Annotated in this window: 12 protein-coding genes and 3 pseudogenes; 10 read left to right on the forward strand and 5 right to left on the reverse strand. The window is 54.1% G+C overall.

From position 1 onward, the window contains the following. The first annotated feature begins 210 nt into the window (after positions 1-210). Positions 211-1,176, forward strand: coding sequence for an NAD(P)-dependent oxidoreductase (locus K6I40_RS05655; RefSeq protein ID WP_222914791.1), 966 nt, complete (start codon positions 211-213; stop codon positions 1,174-1,176). 922 nt (positions 1,177-2,098) lie between these two features. Here the strand turns inward: K6I40_RS05655 and K6I40_RS05660 are convergent. Continuing rightward, on the reverse strand, positions 2,099-2,890 hold the full coding sequence (locus tag K6I40_RS05660; RefSeq protein ID WP_222914793.1) for an IclR family transcriptional regulator: 792 nt from the start codon (positions 2,888-2,890) through the stop codon (positions 2,099-2,101). 228 nt (positions 2,891-3,118) lie between these two features. On the opposite strand from K6I40_RS05660, the gene K6I40_RS05665 reads away from it, so the two are divergent. After that, entirely contained in the window at positions 3,119-4,321 is a 1,203-nt protein-coding gene (locus K6I40_RS05665; RefSeq protein ID WP_222914794.1) for a CaiB/BaiF CoA-transferase family protein, read from the forward strand. A gap of 67 nt (positions 4,322-4,388) precedes the next feature. On the opposite strand, the gene K6I40_RS05670 is transcribed toward K6I40_RS05665, so the two are convergent. Further along, positions 4,389-5,342 carry a CoA ester lyase gene (locus K6I40_RS05670; RefSeq protein ID WP_222914796.1) on the reverse strand — a complete coding sequence of 318 codons (954 nt, stop codon included), beginning with the start codon at positions 5,340-5,342 and terminating at the stop codon, positions 4,389-4,391. Positions 5,343-5,486: 144 nt separating this feature from the next. On the opposite strand from K6I40_RS05670, the gene K6I40_RS05675 reads away from it, so the two are divergent. Together K6I40_RS05675 and K6I40_RS05680 are read left to right on the forward strand one after the other, a co-directional pair. Beyond that, a complete protein-coding gene (locus tag K6I40_RS05675; protein ID WP_255681668.1) occupies positions 5,487-6,884 on the forward strand; it encodes a citrate:proton symporter in 1,398 nt (465 codons plus the stop codon). 101 nt (positions 6,885-6,985) lie between these two features. Further along, positions 6,986-7,948 (forward strand): annotated as a pseudogene (locus tag K6I40_RS05680) (IS630 family transposase). Positions 7,949-8,288: 340 nt separating this feature from the next. On the opposite strand, the gene K6I40_RS05685 reads toward K6I40_RS05680, so the two are convergent. Next, positions 8,289-9,062, reverse strand: coding sequence for an IclR family transcriptional regulator (locus K6I40_RS05685; RefSeq protein WP_222914797.1), 774 nt, complete (start codon positions 9,060-9,062; stop codon positions 8,289-8,291). A gap of 409 nt (positions 9,063-9,471) precedes the next feature. Between K6I40_RS05685 and K6I40_RS05690 the strand changes: the two genes are divergently transcribed. Both K6I40_RS05690 and K6I40_RS05695 read left to right on the forward strand, forming a co-directional pair. Beyond that, positions 9,472-10,245, forward strand: coding sequence for an SDR family oxidoreductase (locus K6I40_RS05690; RefSeq protein ID WP_222914921.1), 774 nt, complete (start codon positions 9,472-9,474; stop codon positions 10,243-10,245). 187 nt (positions 10,246-10,432) lie between these two features. Continuing rightward, positions 10,433-11,458: an NAD(P)-dependent alcohol dehydrogenase gene (locus tag K6I40_RS05695; RefSeq protein WP_222914923.1), complete on the forward strand. Its 1,026-nt coding sequence runs from the start codon at positions 10,433-10,435 to the stop codon at positions 11,456-11,458. A 62-nt stretch (positions 11,459-11,520) separates the two neighbouring features. On the opposite strand, the gene K6I40_RS05700 is transcribed toward K6I40_RS05695, so the two are convergent. Next, the gene (locus K6I40_RS05700; protein ID WP_222914925.1) at positions 11,521-12,468 is read right to left on the reverse strand and encodes a mannonate dehydratase; all 948 of its coding nucleotides are present in this window, start codon (positions 12,466-12,468) and stop codon (positions 11,521-11,523) included. Positions 12,469-12,595: 127 nt separating this feature from the next. On the opposite strand from K6I40_RS05700, the gene K6I40_RS05705 reads away from it, so the two are divergent. From K6I40_RS05705 to K6I40_RS05720, 4 genes and pseudogenes are all read left to right on the forward strand, one after another. Next, a complete protein-coding gene (locus tag K6I40_RS05705) occupies positions 12,596-13,615 on the forward strand; it encodes a TRAP transporter substrate-binding protein (protein ID WP_255681669.1) in 1,020 nt (339 codons plus the stop codon). Between the two features lie 12 nt (positions 13,616-13,627). After that, positions 13,628-14,158, forward strand: coding sequence for a TRAP transporter small permease subunit (locus K6I40_RS05710; protein WP_222914800.1), 531 nt, complete (start codon positions 13,628-13,630; stop codon positions 14,156-14,158). Between the two features lie 111 nt (positions 14,159-14,269). Then, entirely contained in the window at positions 14,270-15,565 is a 1,296-nt protein-coding gene (locus K6I40_RS05715) for a TRAP transporter large permease (protein WP_222914802.1), read from the forward strand. Positions 15,566-15,663: 98 nt separating this feature from the next. Next, positions 15,664-16,389, forward strand: a pseudogene (locus tag K6I40_RS05720) (DDE-type integrase/transposase/recombinase). Positions 16,390-16,961: 572 nt separating this feature from the next. Here the strand turns inward: K6I40_RS05720 and K6I40_RS05725 are convergent. Then, positions 16,962-18,129 (reverse strand): annotated as a pseudogene (locus K6I40_RS05725) (ISH3 family transposase). Between the last annotated feature and the right edge of the window lie 316 nt (positions 18,130-18,445).

An 18,445-nucleotide genomic window follows, 5' to 3' on the forward strand; every position in this document is an offset into this window, starting at 1 on the left:
TGTTTCTGAACGCCTTAGACGAATAGCTGTCCAATGCTATCAGTCGGTTGGTGACGACCGACGGCAAACTCCGTGCCAATCGAACGACGGCTGTGCGACCGGTGTGCGCTTACTTTCAGTGGCTACTATAGTGGATGACCCAGACGACAGAACTGAAACTATGCCCTATTTTGCAAAGAGATTATATAACGATCCCTGTTTGACGAACGTATGGTGAAGAACGAGTGGACCGTGCTGCTTCCTGCTGAAATCCATCTAGCGGGACCGGAATCGATCGCCGATATCGCGACCACGGTGAAACGAGACGAATACGATACTCGAATGCAACTCCTCGCCGACGCGGAGCGGTTCGATGCGATTATTACGCGTATCGAACGCATTGATAGGGAATTCATTGACAGTGCATCCAATCTCGAGATCATCTCCAAACATGGCGTCGGATACGACAATATTGATGTCGATGCCGCGACCGAAAACGGCGTTCTCATCTCGAACACGCCGGGAACCAATTCGCGCGCGGTCGCTGAACACGCGATCACCTTACTGCTGGCAGTGAGACGGCGACTTCGGCAGGCAGATCGGGCAGTTCGGGCAGGAAATGGGGGCAAATACGACGTCGTTACCAACGAATTCCAGTCCGATACTATCGGACTGTACGGCTATGGGGACATTGGATCCGAAGTTGCAAATCTGGTTTCCGGCCTCAGCATGGGGTGTCTCGTCTACGACCCGTATGTCGACGAGACCGAACTCTCGACTCACGTCACGAAAGTCGAATCGACTGCTGCCCTGTTCGAACAGGCGGATGCTGTCTCCGTCCACGCACCATTGACGGCGAAAACGCGGAACGATATCTCCGAGGCAGAATTACGGCAGCTATCGCCGTCCGGGATACTTGTCAACACGGCGAGAGCCGAAATCGTCGACAGGGACGCGCTCGTCTCGTCCCTCGAGGCCGGAGCGATCGCCGGTGCCGGTATCGACGTGTTTGCCGATGGGCCACCGTCAGAGGAGTATCCGCTACTCGAGTACGAAAACGTCATACTGACGCCACATATCGGAGCCCAGACGACCGAAGCACTCACCCAGATGAGTGTCGAATCGGCGGACAACGTCCGATCCGCGTATAACGGGACCGTGCCGGAATCAGCACTCAATAGCAGTGAACTCTCGTAGAGTCTGCCGGAGTACGAACGCTCGAGATGGGTTAGATTTTGTGGAGCGCGAGGCGATACCGCGCGGACTGACTCGATTGAGTATCCAGATCCATCTGGCAGAACCATCACTTTGAAATACAGTCCCTATATTAGAGAAATAGTGCCAAGAAGGCACGATCGACGATCCATAATTGGATACAGAAAACCGATCTACAGCCGACAGATGGGAATCAACCCGATTACGTTGCAATCGACGAAACCACGATTCAACTCGACGATCAGCGCTATTGGCTGTACGCTGCTGTCGATCCCGGGACGGACAAAACACTCCCTGTATGACTCTCTTCAACGCGAAATACGTCACCGATCTCGATGTTTCTTAGCGAACTCAAAGAAAAATACAATGTTGAAGTTACTCTATTTCTCGTCGGTTCAGTACCATGGCTCAACGCTGCACTCCACTGCCCCGGATTCTAATTTCGAGACAGAAAATACAGAGACCAGAATACTGTTGAGTACCTATTATAAATTACAAGAAGGTATATTTTACAACTTGCAGACTATTTCAGCAAGTCGATCCAGCAACCGCCAAACCATAGTTGTGAAGTTGTATATTAATATAATCCACAATGTCTACTCTCTTTGTTTTCAAATATTTTCATCGATGTTCATTCAGAAACTGCTTATCAGTGGTTCAGATTGTTCGCCTTCACATGGGACCACATATCTGAACACAACCCTGCTCGCGTTCCCATCGATCTGGGTGGACGAACGCTCAATAACAACGACGGCCGATCATTTGGTTGAATTTTTCGGCAGTGAACTCTAGCTAAGGGATCCCATGTAGATTACTTGCCTATGCCTGTAAAGTGATTATTTGAGTATATGACCTTGTGATTCATAATAGTGAACACTGGAAGCGAGCTACAGCGTAGAACAATTCAAGAATGAGCAAGATTCAACTCGAGTTCATTGGTAACACTTCGCAAAATTTCGATCACTTGTGATGCTTTCTCCTCATCTTTCATACGATGGGTCGGTCCAGAAACAGTACATGCACCGATAACCTCGTCCGAGACAGTCATGACCGGCACAGAGACGGCAAACAATTTTTTTGTGCTCTCCGAGCGGTTGGCGGCATATCCCTGTTCTCGGATTTCGGCTAGTTCATCGGATAGTGCGTCTGAATCGGTAATCGTGTTCTCTGTCGCAGCCGAGAGCCCGTGGCGCTGAACGATGTCATTGACACGCTCGTCGGGCATGAATGCGAGCATAGCCTTCCCTGATGCGACCTGATGTATTGGGAGATGCGCGCCGACCCTCGTTCGGAGTGACACACCTTGGTGACCGACTTCCTTGAAGACGATGACCGATTTGCCGTTCGATTCAACCATGTATTGGGCTACTTCCTCGGTCTTCTCGGCGATCTCGGCTATTTTTGGTTTGATACTGTGCTGGCCTTCGAGTTGCTCTCGAACCAGACCGCCGAGATCGAGATAGCCCAACCCGAGGCGGAACTGGTCGCCGTCCCGCTCCACAAAGCCCTGCGCTTTGAGCGTATTGAGATGCTTGTACACGTTCGCTTTCGAGTATCCCGTCAGTTCGGCCAGTTCGCTTACTTTCGCCGTCTGTTTCTGCTTGAGCGCCTTGACGATCGAGAGCGACGTATCGACCGATTTGATCGTATTCGCGCTGGCTGGGTCGTCGGCGTGGCCCGAGTCATTCGTTCCCATGTTGCTCCGAGATTCCGTATCCAGCTATTTATCAGTTACTCACAGTTGATCATCTCGCTATATGATTCATAATATGAAACAGCCGTTCCTCGAACGGTCACGTAGATCCAGAGCGCGCAACCGACAAGGCGATCGCGCCACCGTTCGAGACACAGCCGAGTGAGACAAACGCTTATTAGGATTCCAGTGCCACGTTCACGCAGCCTGACTACTGAGGGTACGAAAGCCATGCTCGATACTATCACCGTTTTGGACGTAACGCAGGTTGTCTCGGGATCATTCGCGTCGATGACGCTCGCCGATATGGGCGCCGACGTCGTGAAGATTGAACGACCGACGGGCGGCGACGTGGGCCGCCACAACCCGCCCTACGTGGGCGATTTCAGCTCCTACTTTGCATCCGTCAACCGAAACAAGCGATCCGTCTCCCTGAACCTCAAAAGCGACGAAGGGGCGGAACTCTTTCTCGAGTTGGCTGAGGAGGCGGACGTGGTCGTTGAGAACTTCCGGCCGGGGGCGATGGAACGATTCGGGATCGATTATGAATCGGTCGCCGAGCGGAACCCGGAAATTGTCTACTGCTCGATCAGCGGCTTCGGACAGGAGGGGCCGTACGCCGAGTATCCCGCACTGGATATCATTGCACAGGCGATGTCAGGGAATATGAGCATCACGGGACCGCCGGACTCGAAGCCGTACCGCTCGGGGATTCCGATCGCCGACATCGCCGGCTCAATGTACGCGGTCCAGGGAATTCTCGGTGCACTCTTCCGACGCGAACGCACCGGCGAGGGACAGTACGTCGACGTCTCAATGTTGGACTGTATGCTATCTTGGTTGACCGTCCGAACCGGTTACACCTTCGCGACGGACGAGCCGTATCCGCGAATGGGGAACAAACTGAACGAGTTCGTCCCCTACGGTGTCTTCGAAACGGCAGACTCGCACCTCGCGATCGTCGTCGTTCAGGATCACCACTGGGAGAAATTGTGCACCGCTATCGGCCGCCCCGAACTCGTGACGGACGACCGGTTTCGGACAGCCGACCGGCGGCGCGCGAACCGGGACGAACTCGAGTCGATTCTGGAAGACGAACTGGTCGCACGGTCGACCGACGAGTGGTTCGACGTAATGTCCGACCACGGCGTCCCGAGTGGACCGATCTACGATACGAAAGAGGTCTGGGAGGACGACCACGTGAACCATCGAAAGCTATTGTCCAGCATACAGCTGGGTGACGAGGAACTGTCGGTAGTTGATCACCCTGTAAAGTATGCCGACGATACGACGGGGATCACGCGAGGCGTTCCCCGCGTCGGCGAAGACACGTACGAGACGCTCGAGCGAATGGGGTATACCGAGGCGGAGGTCGCTGAACTGATTGAGCGTGGCGTCGTCGGATCGCCGGAGACGGCCCACCCGGAGCGGTAGGGAAGGAGTTAGCCGTTCGACTGCGACGAGTTTCTTCGTTTGCTCTGCCCGTGAGCAGGTGACCAGCTTAGTCTGCCGAGTACTCAAGATCGGTCAGTCGCGCCGCGACATCGTCGTCAAGTTCGTCTCGAAACACGGCCGCACGCCGGAGGTGCTCCCTGGCGGTCTCGAGGTTCGCTGTATCGACCATCTCGCCGCGATAGCGGATCGCGCTCTCGCCACGATCGATCGCGTCCCGCAGTGCTCCGTAGAGGCCGATCCAATACTCGACGGTCTCGTCGTCAGGCGTAAAGCAGTCGTTGGCGGGATCGACGTGGGACGGGTGGATGACGACGTATCCCTCATAGCCCATTTCGCGAGCGAATTCCATGTCCTCGGTCAAGCCGTCGAGATCCTCGATGTCGACGTACGGGCCGGCGAGCGGATAGTCGATGCCCGCGGCCCTCGCGTCGAGCAGTGCCTTCTGGCGCATGTGAAGGGTCTCGAGCCCCTGTCGACCCGGTCCCGTCCACTCGAATCGGAGCGCCCGGTTCGTGTCCGTCCCTTTCGTGGCCCCGCACATGACGGACGTGACGCGTTCAGACGCAAGACAGATATCGTAGACGTGTTTCATCGCCTGCGCCGTCTCGATCGTCACGAGGAGTTCCGTAGCACCGACGGTCAGTCCGTCGCGCCGCTCGATATGCGTGAGGACGGTCTCGAGCTGTTCGATGTCAGCGGCACTTTCGACCTTTGGGACGACCAGTCCGTTCGGCTCTCGAGGAACGATTGCCTCAAGGTCCCTGACGGTACGGTCGGCCGATGAGTTTGGGTGCCCGTTGATGCGGACGAAGATACGTTGCCCGTCGTCACGAACCGTCGGGATTGCGTCCGCGACATCGTCTCTGGCCGCGGCCGTTTCGTCCGGCGGGACGGCGTCCTCAAGGTCGATGATGACGAGGTCGGCTCCGTGCGTTGCTGCATTGGTGATCCACTTTGGTCGATTGCCAGGTACAAACAGCGCTGAGCGTGTCGGTTTCATACTTCTGTCGGACTATCCATTCATCAGGGTATATGTACTTCGGTCGGCCCAGAGCCGACGATCGATTCTCACACCGGAGCGTCGATATCACAGAGGGATAACACATACCACAATTACTATCAAGGGTGATATCTCATCTATGAGATGATGTTAGCCAACATCACACAGGCAGTGCCAGTAGTGCCGTTGCAACTCGACGGAACGGGGCTTGGGATTATCGGATATCTGGTAATCACACTGATCTTGGTACTGATAATCGGCAAGATAACGTACGTGGTACCGACGCTAATAATCGTCCCGGTAATCGGAGCGCTGGTCGCCGGCTTCGCGCCGGAAGAACTGGGTGAGTTCGTGTCGTCCGGACTAGGGGGTATTGTCGAGATCACCGCCATGTTCGCGTTCGCCGTCTGGTACTTCGCAATCATGCGAGACAAGGGCCTGTTCGATCCGCTTGTGAGACGTGTGGTCCACGTCGTGTTGGATCGACCCGCGCTGCTCACCTTTGGAACGGTGGTCTTGGCGGTCGCGACACATCTCGACGGCGCGGGTGCGACAACCTTCCTTATCACGATCCCGGCGCTCCTTCCACTCTATATGGCGCTCGACGCCGATACGAAGATTCTGGCCGCACTGACAGCGTTGAGTGCAGGGACGATGAATCTGGTCCCGTGGGGTGGTGTGACGGTCCGAGCGATCGGCTCCGTCGACGCCGCCACCGTCGGAAACGTCTACAATCCGCTGATTCCGGCTCAGATCGTGGGCTTCGCGGCGATCTTCCTAATCGCGTACTACTTCAGCCGGCGGATCGACACGGATCTCGATCTCTCCGAGAGCGAACGGGAACGACTCGTCACAGAGGCCCTTGCTGGGGATGATCCCGACATTAGGACCGATGGGGGAACAGAGATCAAGACCGGATTGAGTTGGCGATGGTATTTCAACGTGCTCGTGACAGTTGTGATTATTGCGCTCCTGATGCTTGACATCACTAGCCCAGCGATCGTCTTCATGACTGGGCTTGTGATCGCGCTCGTCGTGAACGTTAGGGATTATGAGGAACAGAAGGACATTCTCGAGGCACACTCCACGGATGTGATGACATACGTGGGAATCCTCCTAGCTGCGGGCGTCCTCCTCGGTGTCCTCAATGAATCCGGGATGATCACTGAGATGGCGGGCATTTTGGTCTCAATCATGCCGGAGTGGATGGGATCGTATATGGCGGGTCTCGTCGGCCTCATCGCGATGCCAGCAAGCCTCGTCTTTAGCCCCGACGCGTACTACTTCGGCGTGCTGCCGGTGCTGGCGGAGACAGCCCAGGCGTACGGGATCCCTGAAGTGGCGGTCGTTCGCGCGTCGCTCATCGGTCAGATGACGGTTGGCTTCCCGCTCTCGCCGTTGACGGGCGCGACGTACCTGTTAATTGGACTCGCCGATGTCGACCTCGGTGAACATATCAAGTTCACCTTCCTCTGGGCGTGGGCCGTGTCGCTGGTCATGCTGGCCGTCGCAGTTCTCACAGGCGCGATTCCGCTGTTCTGATTGATTCACTCCCATCATTCTTGACACTTATGCTTCTTTAGCTGCTTCAGATGATATAGTAACCGTTAGAACTCTTTGCTCATAGATTGTTGCTGAATGTAGTGGATCATCTCGACGAAATCTCTGTCGAGGAATTACAAAATTCCCCGACAATATGGAAGGAAAGAAGTCGACACAACGACTCTTAGCGGCAATAGCATACAAAAACGGTATCACGTAGACTGAACTAGCCGAGTGGTACGACGTTCAGCGACGGACAATCTATAGCTGGCTCAAGCGACTCGATACTGATGAGTCGCTTGAACAGGTCGTCACTGATGCTCACCGATCTGGGAGAAAACGAAAGCTCTCAGAAAAGAGCAAGAAGAATTCGAAGAAACTGTCCACCGATCACCTGCGGAAGTTGGGTTTGACGCGCCGGCGTGGACGCCGGCACTCGTCCAGCAGTATCTTGACGAGACGTACGATGTCGAGTACTCAATCCCAAGTTGCCGGCGGTTGTTCAAAGAAGCGGGATTGACCTATCAAAAACTCCGCCGTACAGCCGCCGAATCTGATGCTGACGAGCAAGAAACGTTCTGTGGAGGGGGCTTAAAAAAGCGGCAGGAAATGGATTCCACGGTAGTCTGTATCGATTAAACCAAGAATCTATCCAACTCAAGCCGCGTGCTGCGCGGAAACCATACGGCACGCGGCCATCTGTCGGATTATCCGGATAACGCGACTGGACGTATTTCTTGGGCGCGATCACCGTAGCCGGTGATCGATTTTTCTCGATTCGAAGAGTACGTTACCGCCGACTACGCGAAACATTTCATTCTTGTATTATGTAATGAGTTTGGAGATGACTTGATCGTGGTTCTGGACGGAGCGCCGTACTTTAAGCGTCGGCCGTCACAGACCTAGCGACCCGTGACGACCTCGCATTCATCACGTTGCCAGTGTATTCGCTGAAACTAAATTCGGTTGAAGAGTACTGGCGACAGCTCCAAATGGCTCTCAGCAATCGGTTCTTTGACTCACTTGGCGAGTTAACAACAGCGATCGATACTGCTCTCGATTAACCCTCTGTACCAAGGATGAGTAACCATTTTTAATTTCTACTATATTATGAGTCACTAACAAATTATACTGTTTACTTTGCTGACCTGACAGCGATTGACGCGGAACACCTACTGTTGAGTTAGCCAGAATATTATTTACATTAATACGGTTGTAATTCCAGTGCTTGCAGTGCGAAGCATATGCTGTTGAGCAGGGAGTAACGAACTGCGCGAAGTGTCCAAGTATACTAGACGACCTGTCCCGACAGTTATTCTCGGTAAAGAATACTACTCCAATCACAGTAGTTTGCAGTCAGACGGAGAAGTCCAAGATAGTCGAGGATCGCTCGCGCTGATGCACTCAGTAATGTTGGTACTTTATTTCAATCACGTTCACGGCGTTCTGGATCTCGCCCACCAACTCCGACTTGATCAGGTCATCGTCGAATTTACTCATGGGACCGGTCAAGGAGATCGATCCGAGAACGGAACCGCTATCTGCCCGTATCGGGACACCGATCGATCGCATCCCAGTACGCCGCTCCTCATCTTCGATTGAATAGTTCCGATTTCGTATTATCTTGAGTTCGTCTAGCAGTTCACTCCGTTTTGTGATCGTTTTCTCCGTGAGTTTAGGCAACCCGTGCGTCTCGATGATGCTGTCGACACGTTCGGGCGGGAGAAACGCTAGAATAGCCTTTCCAAGCGCTGTCCAGTGCAGATTAGTCCGCTCTCCAGTCGGGATCTTGTCGTAGATCGCATCCGCTCCCTCTGACTTGTAGAGTAGTGCTCGCTGTCCATCCTCTTCCACGCCTAGGCTTGCAACTTCTCCAGTTCGCTCAGAGAGTGCTTCTACTTCCTCTTTTGCAACTTGGAAGAGTTCCCGTTTCTGTCGTACGCGTCCACCGAACTCCAGAAATCGGAGGCTCAGCCTGTAGGTTCCCTCGTTGTTCGTGACAAAACCGGTCTTAGAAAGTGTTTTGAGGTAGATATACGCTGTACTCTTCGGTATGTTTTCTTTCGAGGCTAGCTCTGACGCACCGATTCCATCGCTCTCATCTATGCTTTCAAGTATATTAAACGCCCTTCGAACGGAACTCAGCTGCCCCGTTTTGTCCGCGTCGGTCTGTGCCATATCACATTCTTCAGTACCATGCGTTATATGGCTACTGACTGCTCTTGAGTACGATCTCGCGTTCCGAACAGTATCTCGTATACACTGAGAAAGGATGCAATTATTGCCCGAACCGGTCGAATTCAGCATACCACTCGATTTGAATTCATGTGTTCCTTATATCTGATACGTGGATGATTATAGTATGCCACTCTCCGCTCTCTCCGATTGTTATCAGGGTTCCCTTGGGTACACCAAAATATAAGCTGTCAGAGGGGACGGGATCTCAGAGCAGCGATGAAACGACGAGGCCGGGCCGATAGTGCGTGCAATATAATTAGACGGACGAACAGAACAATCACCCTCATCGACAAGCAGGAATCCGTGAGAGATGAGCAAAGGACACATATAGAGGGGATATGAAAGGAGAATTGTGAACCAAGATAGTTATCTACAGGTGTCGGTTGACGGAAAGACAGCGGTCGTTATCGGTGGTACGAGTGGCATCGGGCGCGCGATCGCACTCGGTCTAGCTGAAGACGGTGCCGACGTCATCGCGAGTAGCAGAGACCAGACATCAGTCGAGAAAACAGCGACGGAGCTCCGTGAACGAGGTGCTTCCACTATCGAAGCCGTGTGTGACGTAACGGATCGTGACTCAATCGAGAATCTCGCAGAGACTACAGCAAAGAAATTCGGCGGCGTCGATATCCTCGTCAATTCAGCCGGGTCAGTCGCGAAGTCCCCGGTTACAACTATGTCTGAAGACGACTGGGAGAGAGATATCGAGGTCAACCTCACTGGCGTCTTCCGTGCCTGTCAGGTGTTTGCAAACGTGATGGACGAAGGAAGTATCATCAACATCTCCTCGATGTCGTCCGGACAAGCACGAGAGAATCGGCCCGCATACTGCGCCTCGAAAAGCGGAGTCGACGGGCTAACCCGCGCAGCCGCTGCCGATCTTGGTCCATCGATCCGCGTTAATGCGATCGCACCTGGATTCGTTAAAACGCCGCTTGCGGGTGATGCATTCGACGAGGGGACCGAGCTTCGCGCCGAGATCGACCGTCGGACGCCGATGGAGCGGGTCGCGATGCCCAACGAGATCGCCGGCATCGCCCTCTACCTTGCCAGCGACGCTGCCTCATTCACGACCGGCGAAATTATTCGCGTCGACGGCGGTTACGACAACAGCGCACAATAACCGAGACAGGCTACAGTAGCTGATCGGAGATTCGAATTCCCTTCAAACCCTTTTCGGGGAACAGTCCCACATAAAGTATTAACTGATAGCCGAGAAAGGTCCAACCCGAAATGAAATCAGCACTTCACGCTGGCAACGGATTTGTTCCTCAAACAACCAACCGCGGCGGATGGAGGCGATACTAATCATGGACGTTGCAGAACTCATCGGTCCAGGTAAATTCGAAGTCCGGAACCGCGATCGTCCGGACCTCGATGCCAACCAGGTCCTGGTCGCTGTCTCACGTGTCGGAATCTGCGGTTCGGATCTCCACTGGTACAAACATGGACAGATGGGTGATCGAGTCGTTGAGGACTCGTTGATACTCGGTCACGAGAGCGCCGGAGAGATCGTCGATATCGGGACAAACGTCTTGGGACTCTCCGTCGGTGACCGCGTCGCGATCGAACCCGGGATTCCGTGCGGCACATGCCAAGCCTGTCGCGACGGCGACTACAATCTCTGTCCTGACGTCGATTTCATGTCAACTCCCGGGACGGATGGCGCTCTCGCCGAGTATGTCGCTTGGCCTGCGGAGTTTATCCACCCTCTCCCAGAGGGAATGACGATGACAGAAGGTGCGCTCTGTGAACCATTAAGTGTCGGTCTCCAAGCGATCCGTCGCGGCGAGGTCGGTGTCGGCGACACCGTCTTGATCATGGGTGCAGGCCCTATCGGGCGTACAGCGCTGGAATGTGCAACTGCCGCCGGGGCCACCAAGATTGTCGTCGTTGATATTGTCGACGAAAAACTCGATCAAGCGGTAGATCAAGGCGCAGATCTGGCAATCAACTCGCGTACTCAAGACGTGATCGAAGTCCTTGAGGCAGCGATACCGACAGGTGTTGACGTCGCAATCGAGGCAACTGGCGCCCCTCCGGCAATAGAAATCGTTCCAGACACTGTCGGCCGAGGAGGAACCGTCGTACTTGTTGGCCTCGCAGCCGACCAAGCTGTGCCGTTCGACACCTATCGTCTCGTTCGCAACCAGATCAACATCCGTGGGAGCTACCGGTTTGCGAACACCTACTCGACGGCTATCGAATTGATAGCAGACGGCGCCGTCGATGTTGAGAGCATTGTTGACTTTCACACACCGCTCTCGGAGGTTTCGAACGCATTCGAACGCGCTACCGAATCCGACATCGTCAAGGGGGTAATCGACGTCGCGTAGCCAACTGCAGTAAGCCGATAGACTCTCTTAGGATACGATCAGCAATAATTCACACTGGAACATCATGATGTCATCATAGTCTGTTCAAGAAGTCCCTTCATATATCCGATAGCGAATAACCGCCCCATATCCGAATATCCTGCTTGTGTTTCCGCTCGGTCGTCTTCACCGACCATCTTGGGGACGTGATCAGGGCGAATCGGTCCGTCGAAGCCGACCTCGCGGTACGCTTCCATGGTAGCCAGCATATCTGTCGGTCCATCGTCATGCCACGTCTCCACGAAAGAACGGGCAGACCCCTCGACGTCCCGGAAATGAACGTAGTGAATATGATCGCCGAGGCGTCGAATCGCTGATTGAACGTCAGTGTCCATCGCAGCGAAGTTCCCCTGACAGAACGTTACACCGTGATTTGGACTATCGTACAGATCCAGGACACGCTCGTAGTTTTCTATTGACGTGATGAGTCGCGGAACGCCACGAACAGATGACAGAGGCGGGTCATCGGGATGGAGTGCCATCTTGACGCCAGCCTCTTCAGCGACGGGAACGACTTCGTCAAGGAAGTACTCGAGATTTTTCCAGAGTTCGCGTTCGCTGATGTCCGCTTCGGGATGGTCGGCAGCGCGTTCCATCCACTTATGGTCGTATCCCGACTGTAATGACCCGCCGCGGTCGGGTATCGCGTCTGCAGTTCGGAGAACGCCAACCGGATTTTCCGTCCATACCCAACAGTAGACGTCGATATCAAGACGTCCCATATTTCTGATTAGTTGCTTGACTGTCGCTATTTCCTCATCGCGGCCGTCTTTACCGAGAACAGTACGTTCCATCGGCGGCCGATCCTCGACTACGTCTAACGACAGTCCGTGGTCCGCGAATCGGTTTCGTGTCCGAACTAAAGTATCATATTCCCACCAGTCGTCCATGCCCCAAAAACGGACGACACCGCTGCCGATGCCGAGTTGTCTCGCGAGTGTCCATCGTCTATCTTGGACAGGTGGTAACATCACTGCAGAGTCCATACTCTGAATTGATCCACCACCACATATATAAATTTGCAAAGCAGGCTACTCATCGGCAGTCACTACAAATAGAGATAATTATTTATACTGGGATACAACACACCCAAGTGGAATGCTAGATACAAGCAAACGGGATGGTCTGACGAATAGACGTAGTTTCATTAAGAATCTGGGTCTTCTTGGCGGAACCGGGGCGGTCAGCAGTCTTGCAGGTTGCACCAGCCTCGACAGCGACGGACAATCCCTGCTCCTCGGTAGTGTTTATCAGAGCGGACACGTCATCAACGAGATGGCGGCCGAGTGGGCCGACTTGGTTCGTGAGGAGACTGACAGTCGCGTCAACATCACGATCGACGAAGGATTCGGCGGCGAGCGAGAGGTAATGGAACAGACATCGATTGGTGCGATCGAGGGAACGCTCATCGGTGCCACGTGGGTCCTCCAACAGGCTCCGTCCCGTTACTGGGTGGAGTCCCCATTTGTCTTCGACAGCTGGGAACAGCAGCGGCGAGCGTACACTAGCGACTATCTTGATGAGGCACGAGAAAATCTCAAGTCGGAAGCAAACCAGCGAATTGTTGGTCCGCCGATCTACCGCGGGTTCCGTCACACAACCGGTAATCAAGGGTTCCAGACGCCGAGTGACATTGAGGGTTCCAATATCCGGATTCCCGAAGTGGATCCGTGGCTTGAGGTATGGAAAGGAATCGGAGCGGCTCCGACGACCGTAGCCTTCGACGAGCTATACAGTTCTCTTCAGCAAGGCGTCGTCGGCGCCCAAGAGAACCCGGCCGAGACGATCAACTCATACTCGATTTACGAGGTTCAGAGCCACATCACAAAGACCTCTCACCAGGCATCGACCGGCTGGTTCACATTCAGCGAAGACGCTTGGTCGTCGATGAGCGATGACGATCAGCAACTTGTCGAAGAGACTCTGACCGGTTCTATTGAAGAGCTGAGTGCAGACATTGAGCAGAGTGAGTCAAAAGCGCTCGACGAATTAGAAGACGAAGGCATGGAGATCGTCGAACCCGACCGGGACGCCTGGCTTTCGGCCGCCGAACCGATTCTCGAAGAACTATTCGAAAATCAGTGGGACCCCTCCTTAGAAGAGGTCAGGGATATTTAATAGCGTAGGACTATGCTTGACACATCCCGATTTGAGGCGAGCCAAGCTAATAGACTTCTGACAGCGATTACGCTCGGTATCTTCGCCGTCATGATTGCTGTTATCGGATTACAGATGCTTGCACGGTGGGTTCTCGGGCCGCTATTCGGTATGTATCTGCCGTGGACCTCAAGCCTGTCACGGCTATTATTGATTTTCCTTACGTTCGTTGGAGCTGCAATTGCGAGCCGCGACCGAGAGCACGTGACGGTCAATCTACTGATAAAACACCTGCCTCCGTGGGCCGCAAGAGCACTCGTCATTGTGCAGTCACTCCTTATTGGTGTGTTTCTCGTCGTCTTACTGGTCGGTGCCGTTGCGATGTACCACCTTACGGCGGGTCGAACGTTCGGTGCTCTGCCAACATACCCTCTGCTAACCAATGAGTGGCTGTACATCGCTGTGCTCGTCGGCAGCGCATTGATGCTCGCGTACATACTTCGTGATCTCGTTTCCACTCTCGTCGGCGATGAAGTCCCAGTACCTTCGGAAGGTGAAAGATGAAATACAAGAGTTTGCAGCCATCAACAAGTCAGTCAACGTCCACGACCGGTGCACATTTGTGTTGTCCAGATAGTGCGAAAAACGTTCCACAGATGCATGAGGTGGTCTAACATGGACTTGGTCCTGATAGCGCTGTTCATCATAGTGCTGCTCGTACTCTACCTTATCGGGATCCCCGTTGCGTTCGCCCTCGGGCTAACGAGTCTTATCCTCATGCTGACGCCGATGGTTTCGTACAGCCCGGAACTTGTCGCCCAAACTCTCGTTAGCGGGGCAGATTCGTTCGTGCTGCTTGCAATCCCGCTCTTTCTGCTAACCGGCCTCTACATGAACAGCTTTGGCCTTACCAATATCATCTTCGACTTCGCTGAGGAGATGATCGGCCCGATCCGCGGCGGTATTGCCCATGTCAATATTCTCGCCAGTCTTCTGTTTTCGGGGATGACCGGGACCGCCGCCGCAGACGCAGCGGGACTCGGCGCTATCGAGTACGAAGCTATGCAGGATGCGGGATACGAGAAAGGGTACAGCGCTGCCGTGACTGGTTCGTCCGCAATCATTGGGCCGATCATCCCTCCGAGCGTCCCACTCATCATGTACGGGGTTCTCGCTCAAGTTTCGATTGGGGTCTTGTTCATCGCTGGCATCGTACCTGGTCTCATCATGGGAGCGACGCTCCTGTTGCTCTGTACGTACTACGCTTACTCACACGGCTACGAGCGCGGAACGTGGTGGTCGCTCCCCGATATATGGCGGAGTTTCAAGGCGGCTGCCCCGGCGCTGGGCACTCCTGTCCTGATAATCGGCGGGCTGCTCGGAGGCTTCTTTACCGCGACCGAAGCCGGCGCCGTGGCACTGTTCTACACCCTCTTTGTCGGGTATGTCTTCTATGGCGGCGTTGAAAACGGAGACTTCATCGAGACGACGTACGAAGGCGTCGTCACGACGGCTGCGTTGACGTTCATCGTCGCATCTGCGACGCTGTACGGCTTCCTCATCCGTCGTGCCCAGTTACCGGACGCACTGGCCGAAGCAGTGGTCGGAGTAACGGGTGACCCTACTGTGCTGCTCCTGATGATTGTCGGTGTGTTGCTTATCGTTGGGCTCATGATGGAGACAATCGCGGCAATCACAATCTTGACGCCTGTCTTCCTGCCCGTAATCAACGTCGCCGGCATCGACCCCATCCACTTCGGCATCGTGATGATTCTTACGCTCATGATTGGGCTCCTTACACCGCCGTTCGGGATTATCCTATTTATCTTGGAGAAAGTCACCGATGTCGGGTTAGAGCGCATTATGCGGAGTATGGTGCCATTTTACATTCCGCTCCTAATTATCCTCCTGCTGGTAGCAGTACTGCCGAGTCTCACTCTCTGGCTCCCGAAACTCGTTGGCCTCATCTGAATACTTTTCTCTCAGAGCACACTATGAGATCCGATCCTCAACACTGTTTAGTTGAGTCAGCTTGAGAAGTGAGCAGGTTGTTGAGTGAATTGGACTAAATGTTCGCAGACCTGCTCCGCGAGAGCTATGCGGCGGATTTAGAAGAACCGTGGAAGAACGAGCGGACGGCGACCGTCAGGGCGTTCACCGTCCACCTCCATCAGACCGGTTGTTCACTCAGGGAGATAGCAGCGATTCTCGCTGAATCAGGTGTTAAACGCTCGCATGGGGCGGTTGGAAGTCGATACATAGAGTATATGATAATTTGTACGACCTGCTGACGTCCACGAGAGCGACGCTCTCGTGCGGCCCATTAGAACGCTTTATTCTGAGGACGGCGAAGCCGTCGCGGGTCGCTATCGACGAGACCGCTATTCAAGGTTAACGAAGTGGTCTTGATTGTACGCTGCAATAGACACCGTGACAACGTTAATCCTTGATGTCGTGTTGTTTGGCCGGCATGGTACTGATCCGGCGGCTGCATTTTTGCATAAGCTCTGCGAGAGACATAATCTCTCGGATACTATGTTTCTCGTCGATCAATTTGGCTAACGGACTGCCCTTTCTCGATTAGGACTGAGCGGTCGGGTCAACTATACCGACCAAAACTGATCGAGAAGTGGTTTCATACACTCAAAATGCGACTCGACCACTTCCATAATTCATGGGTGGGAAGTCGGGCAATCGTCTGCGAATGAATTGAACAGTTCATGCATTATTACAACCAGCAGAGACCGCATCACGCTCTCGATGGAAAGACACCAATCGAGGAGGTGCAGAATTAGACAATGCCCTGAACAAGTTCGATATATCTGCGCTCGGTTGTCGGGAGGTGAAATACTTCGTTAGTCCGACTGGTAGACATCTCGACGGCTGTTTCGCTGTGCAACTCCTCAGAAACCGGATCTTTGACTTGTTAGATGAGTTACCACGGCTATCGATGATGCTCTCGATCAACTCTCGATACTGGTGGTGTGAAGTTATTGGGGGAGCAGAGTACGGCTTGTTGGCACAGCTAGTGTTTATATTCACAACCCCTTCTGTGGAATATAACCGTCGGAACAGGGAGTAGACTGCAAACGCTGAGGAAATCGAAGAGTTGGAGGGACGCGGATTTTCGATTCGCTTGACTCGGAATTTCTCCCCCTTCAGGTGGAGGTGGATGTCAACCTCAGTACCTCACAAAGCATCCTCAGCAAACTGACGCTGGAGCGTGAGTTACTAGCGAACCAGAGCTCGGATTCGCACTCTGAAGATCTACTCCACAACGAGAGATGGGAAGTCGTCGCAGTCGGCGGCTGAACGCCGCCGACGCGACAGCGTTGCCACTGATCGCCAGGGTAAGATCGGTCACTAGTTACCGGTGGAACCGGTCGTCCGGTGGCCGATTCGCGGGGACGGCCCGACGCACCGCAAGGGCCGTCCACGCTGCCCGTGTCACCATGTCGACGAACTCTTCGAAAGGCCACCACCAGAGGCGACGCCCGCCTCGGCGGGGCGTCGCCACATACTCCCAGTGCAAGTACCGCCAGACGTTCTGAATCAGGAGACTGAGTACGACGAATAACAGCCGTCTTGTGGGATCTTGCGTCGTCGTCGAGATGATTGTTGACTCGGAGAGACGGTAGCTCGCTTCGATCCCGAACCGTTTGCTGTAATGGGATCGAGCCTGTCGAGGTTCATCGACAAACGGCGCGTCGACGGCGTAGCCGTGACGCGCCACCCCGTGCTCACCGTATCGACCGTTCTTGTAGGTACAGTCGATCATCACTGGAAACTCGACGGTCCACGTACTCGCCGTAGGACGTCGTGAGATCGTGAGTGATCTCACGACTCCAACCGGTGTTGAGTTCGTTCTTGATCTTGCTGCCCCACTTGATCACTGGAACGATGTACGCGAAATTGTGTGCTTGGAGCAATGTGAGACACTTGCCGTCGTAGAAGCCGCTATCGAGATATACCGCTTTAACGTCGAAATCGAAGTTGTTGAGCAGTCCTAGAAACTCTGTGAGGACATCGCTGGCGGTGTCGCCGTCGGTGAGACGGCGCACCGCCAAGGTGTAGCGCTTGTTGTTCACGCGGGCGTAGAGTGTGGCGTAAGCATGGAACGCAGTTGTTCCTGCTTTGGCCTCACTGTAGTAGAGGCCGTCAGTCTCGTCTTTGTCACCATAGTAGGGTCGCAGGTGGAGGTCAGCGACGACCTCCACCTGCTGGGGGAGTGTTTCAAGGATATCCTGCTGGAGAAGCGTGTTCCCCGTAGATTCGACAGTTTCGAGGTCAAACTTGGAGCGGAGGTGGTAGAGGACGTCATTGGCAGAGGGAGCGTCTTTGCTCTCCTTACAGAGTGAGGAGATCGAGGTCCCGTCGGCGGTCGCGCCGACGAGGACCTCGAAAATGTCCTCTGGGTCGATTTCAGCGTTCTCACTGAGGTCAAGAGTAAACGCGCCGGTGAGAACGTTGACGAGAAAGTTAAGGAGCTGGTCCTCGTGGATTTCACTGTCTGCTTGCTGCTGTTTGCTAGGCACATTCACAGCAAGCAGACGTTCTAACTAAGCGGCTTTGTGAAGTACTGATTATCTCCCTCCAGCCCCAAAACTTCTCTCACGTACTAAGCCAGGCTGGCGTGCGCATTCGGTCACTGTCCAAAAACGGTGCGTCCCAAGAACCCGCTAGCTCAACCTGGAGTTCTTCGAAGAGCATCCTACTAATCTCGAAGGACTCTGTTCAGTTCAGCCCCAATCTAGCAGTGCCCTTTGACATTTGATTCCGACTAGGATATAAATCAACAAGAGTAAGGTATTAGGAAGTATACAAAAGTATTTTCACCTCAGACGTTCTCCG

The organism is Natrinema sp. SYSU A 869 (assembly GCF_019879105.1).
Classification (GTDB): domain Archaea; phylum Halobacteriota; class Halobacteria; order Halobacteriales; family Natrialbaceae; genus Natrinema.

Bases quoted from the DNA above. Each gene is read 5' to 3' on its own strand.
- K6I40_RS05655 (WP_222914791.1), top strand. From the start codon at position 211: ATGGTGAAGAACGAGTGGACCGTGCTGCTTCCTGCTGAAATCCATCTA.
- K6I40_RS05660 (WP_222914793.1), bottom strand. From the start codon at position 2,890: ATGGGAACGAATGACTCGGGCCACGCCGACGACCCAGCCAGCGCGAAT.
- K6I40_RS05665 (WP_222914794.1), top strand. From the start codon at position 3,119: ATGCTCGATACTATCACCGTTTTGGACGTAACGCAGGTTGTCTCGGGA.
- K6I40_RS05670 (WP_222914796.1), bottom strand. From the start codon at position 5,342: ATGAAACCGACACGCTCAGCGCTGTTTGTACCTGGCAATCGACCAAAG.
- K6I40_RS05675 (WP_255681668.1), top strand. From the start codon at position 5,487: ATGATGTTAGCCAACATCACACAGGCAGTGCCAGTAGTGCCGTTGCAA.
- K6I40_RS05685 (WP_222914797.1), bottom strand. From the start codon at position 9,062: ATGGCACAGACCGACGCGGACAAAACGGGGCAGCTGAGTTCCGTTCGA.
- K6I40_RS05695 (WP_222914923.1), top strand. From the start codon at position 10,433: ATGGACGTTGCAGAACTCATCGGTCCAGGTAAATTCGAAGTCCGGAAC.
- K6I40_RS05700 (WP_222914925.1), bottom strand. From the start codon at position 12,468: ATGTTACCACCTGTCCAAGATAGACGATGGACACTCGCGAGACAACTC.
- K6I40_RS05705 (WP_255681669.1), top strand. From the start codon at position 12,596: ATGCTAGATACAAGCAAACGGGATGGTCTGACGAATAGACGTAGTTTC.
- K6I40_RS05710 (WP_222914800.1), top strand. From the start codon at position 13,628: ATGCTTGACACATCCCGATTTGAGGCGAGCCAAGCTAATAGACTTCTG.
- K6I40_RS05715 (WP_222914802.1), top strand. From the start codon at position 14,270: ATGGACTTGGTCCTGATAGCGCTGTTCATCATAGTGCTGCTCGTACTC.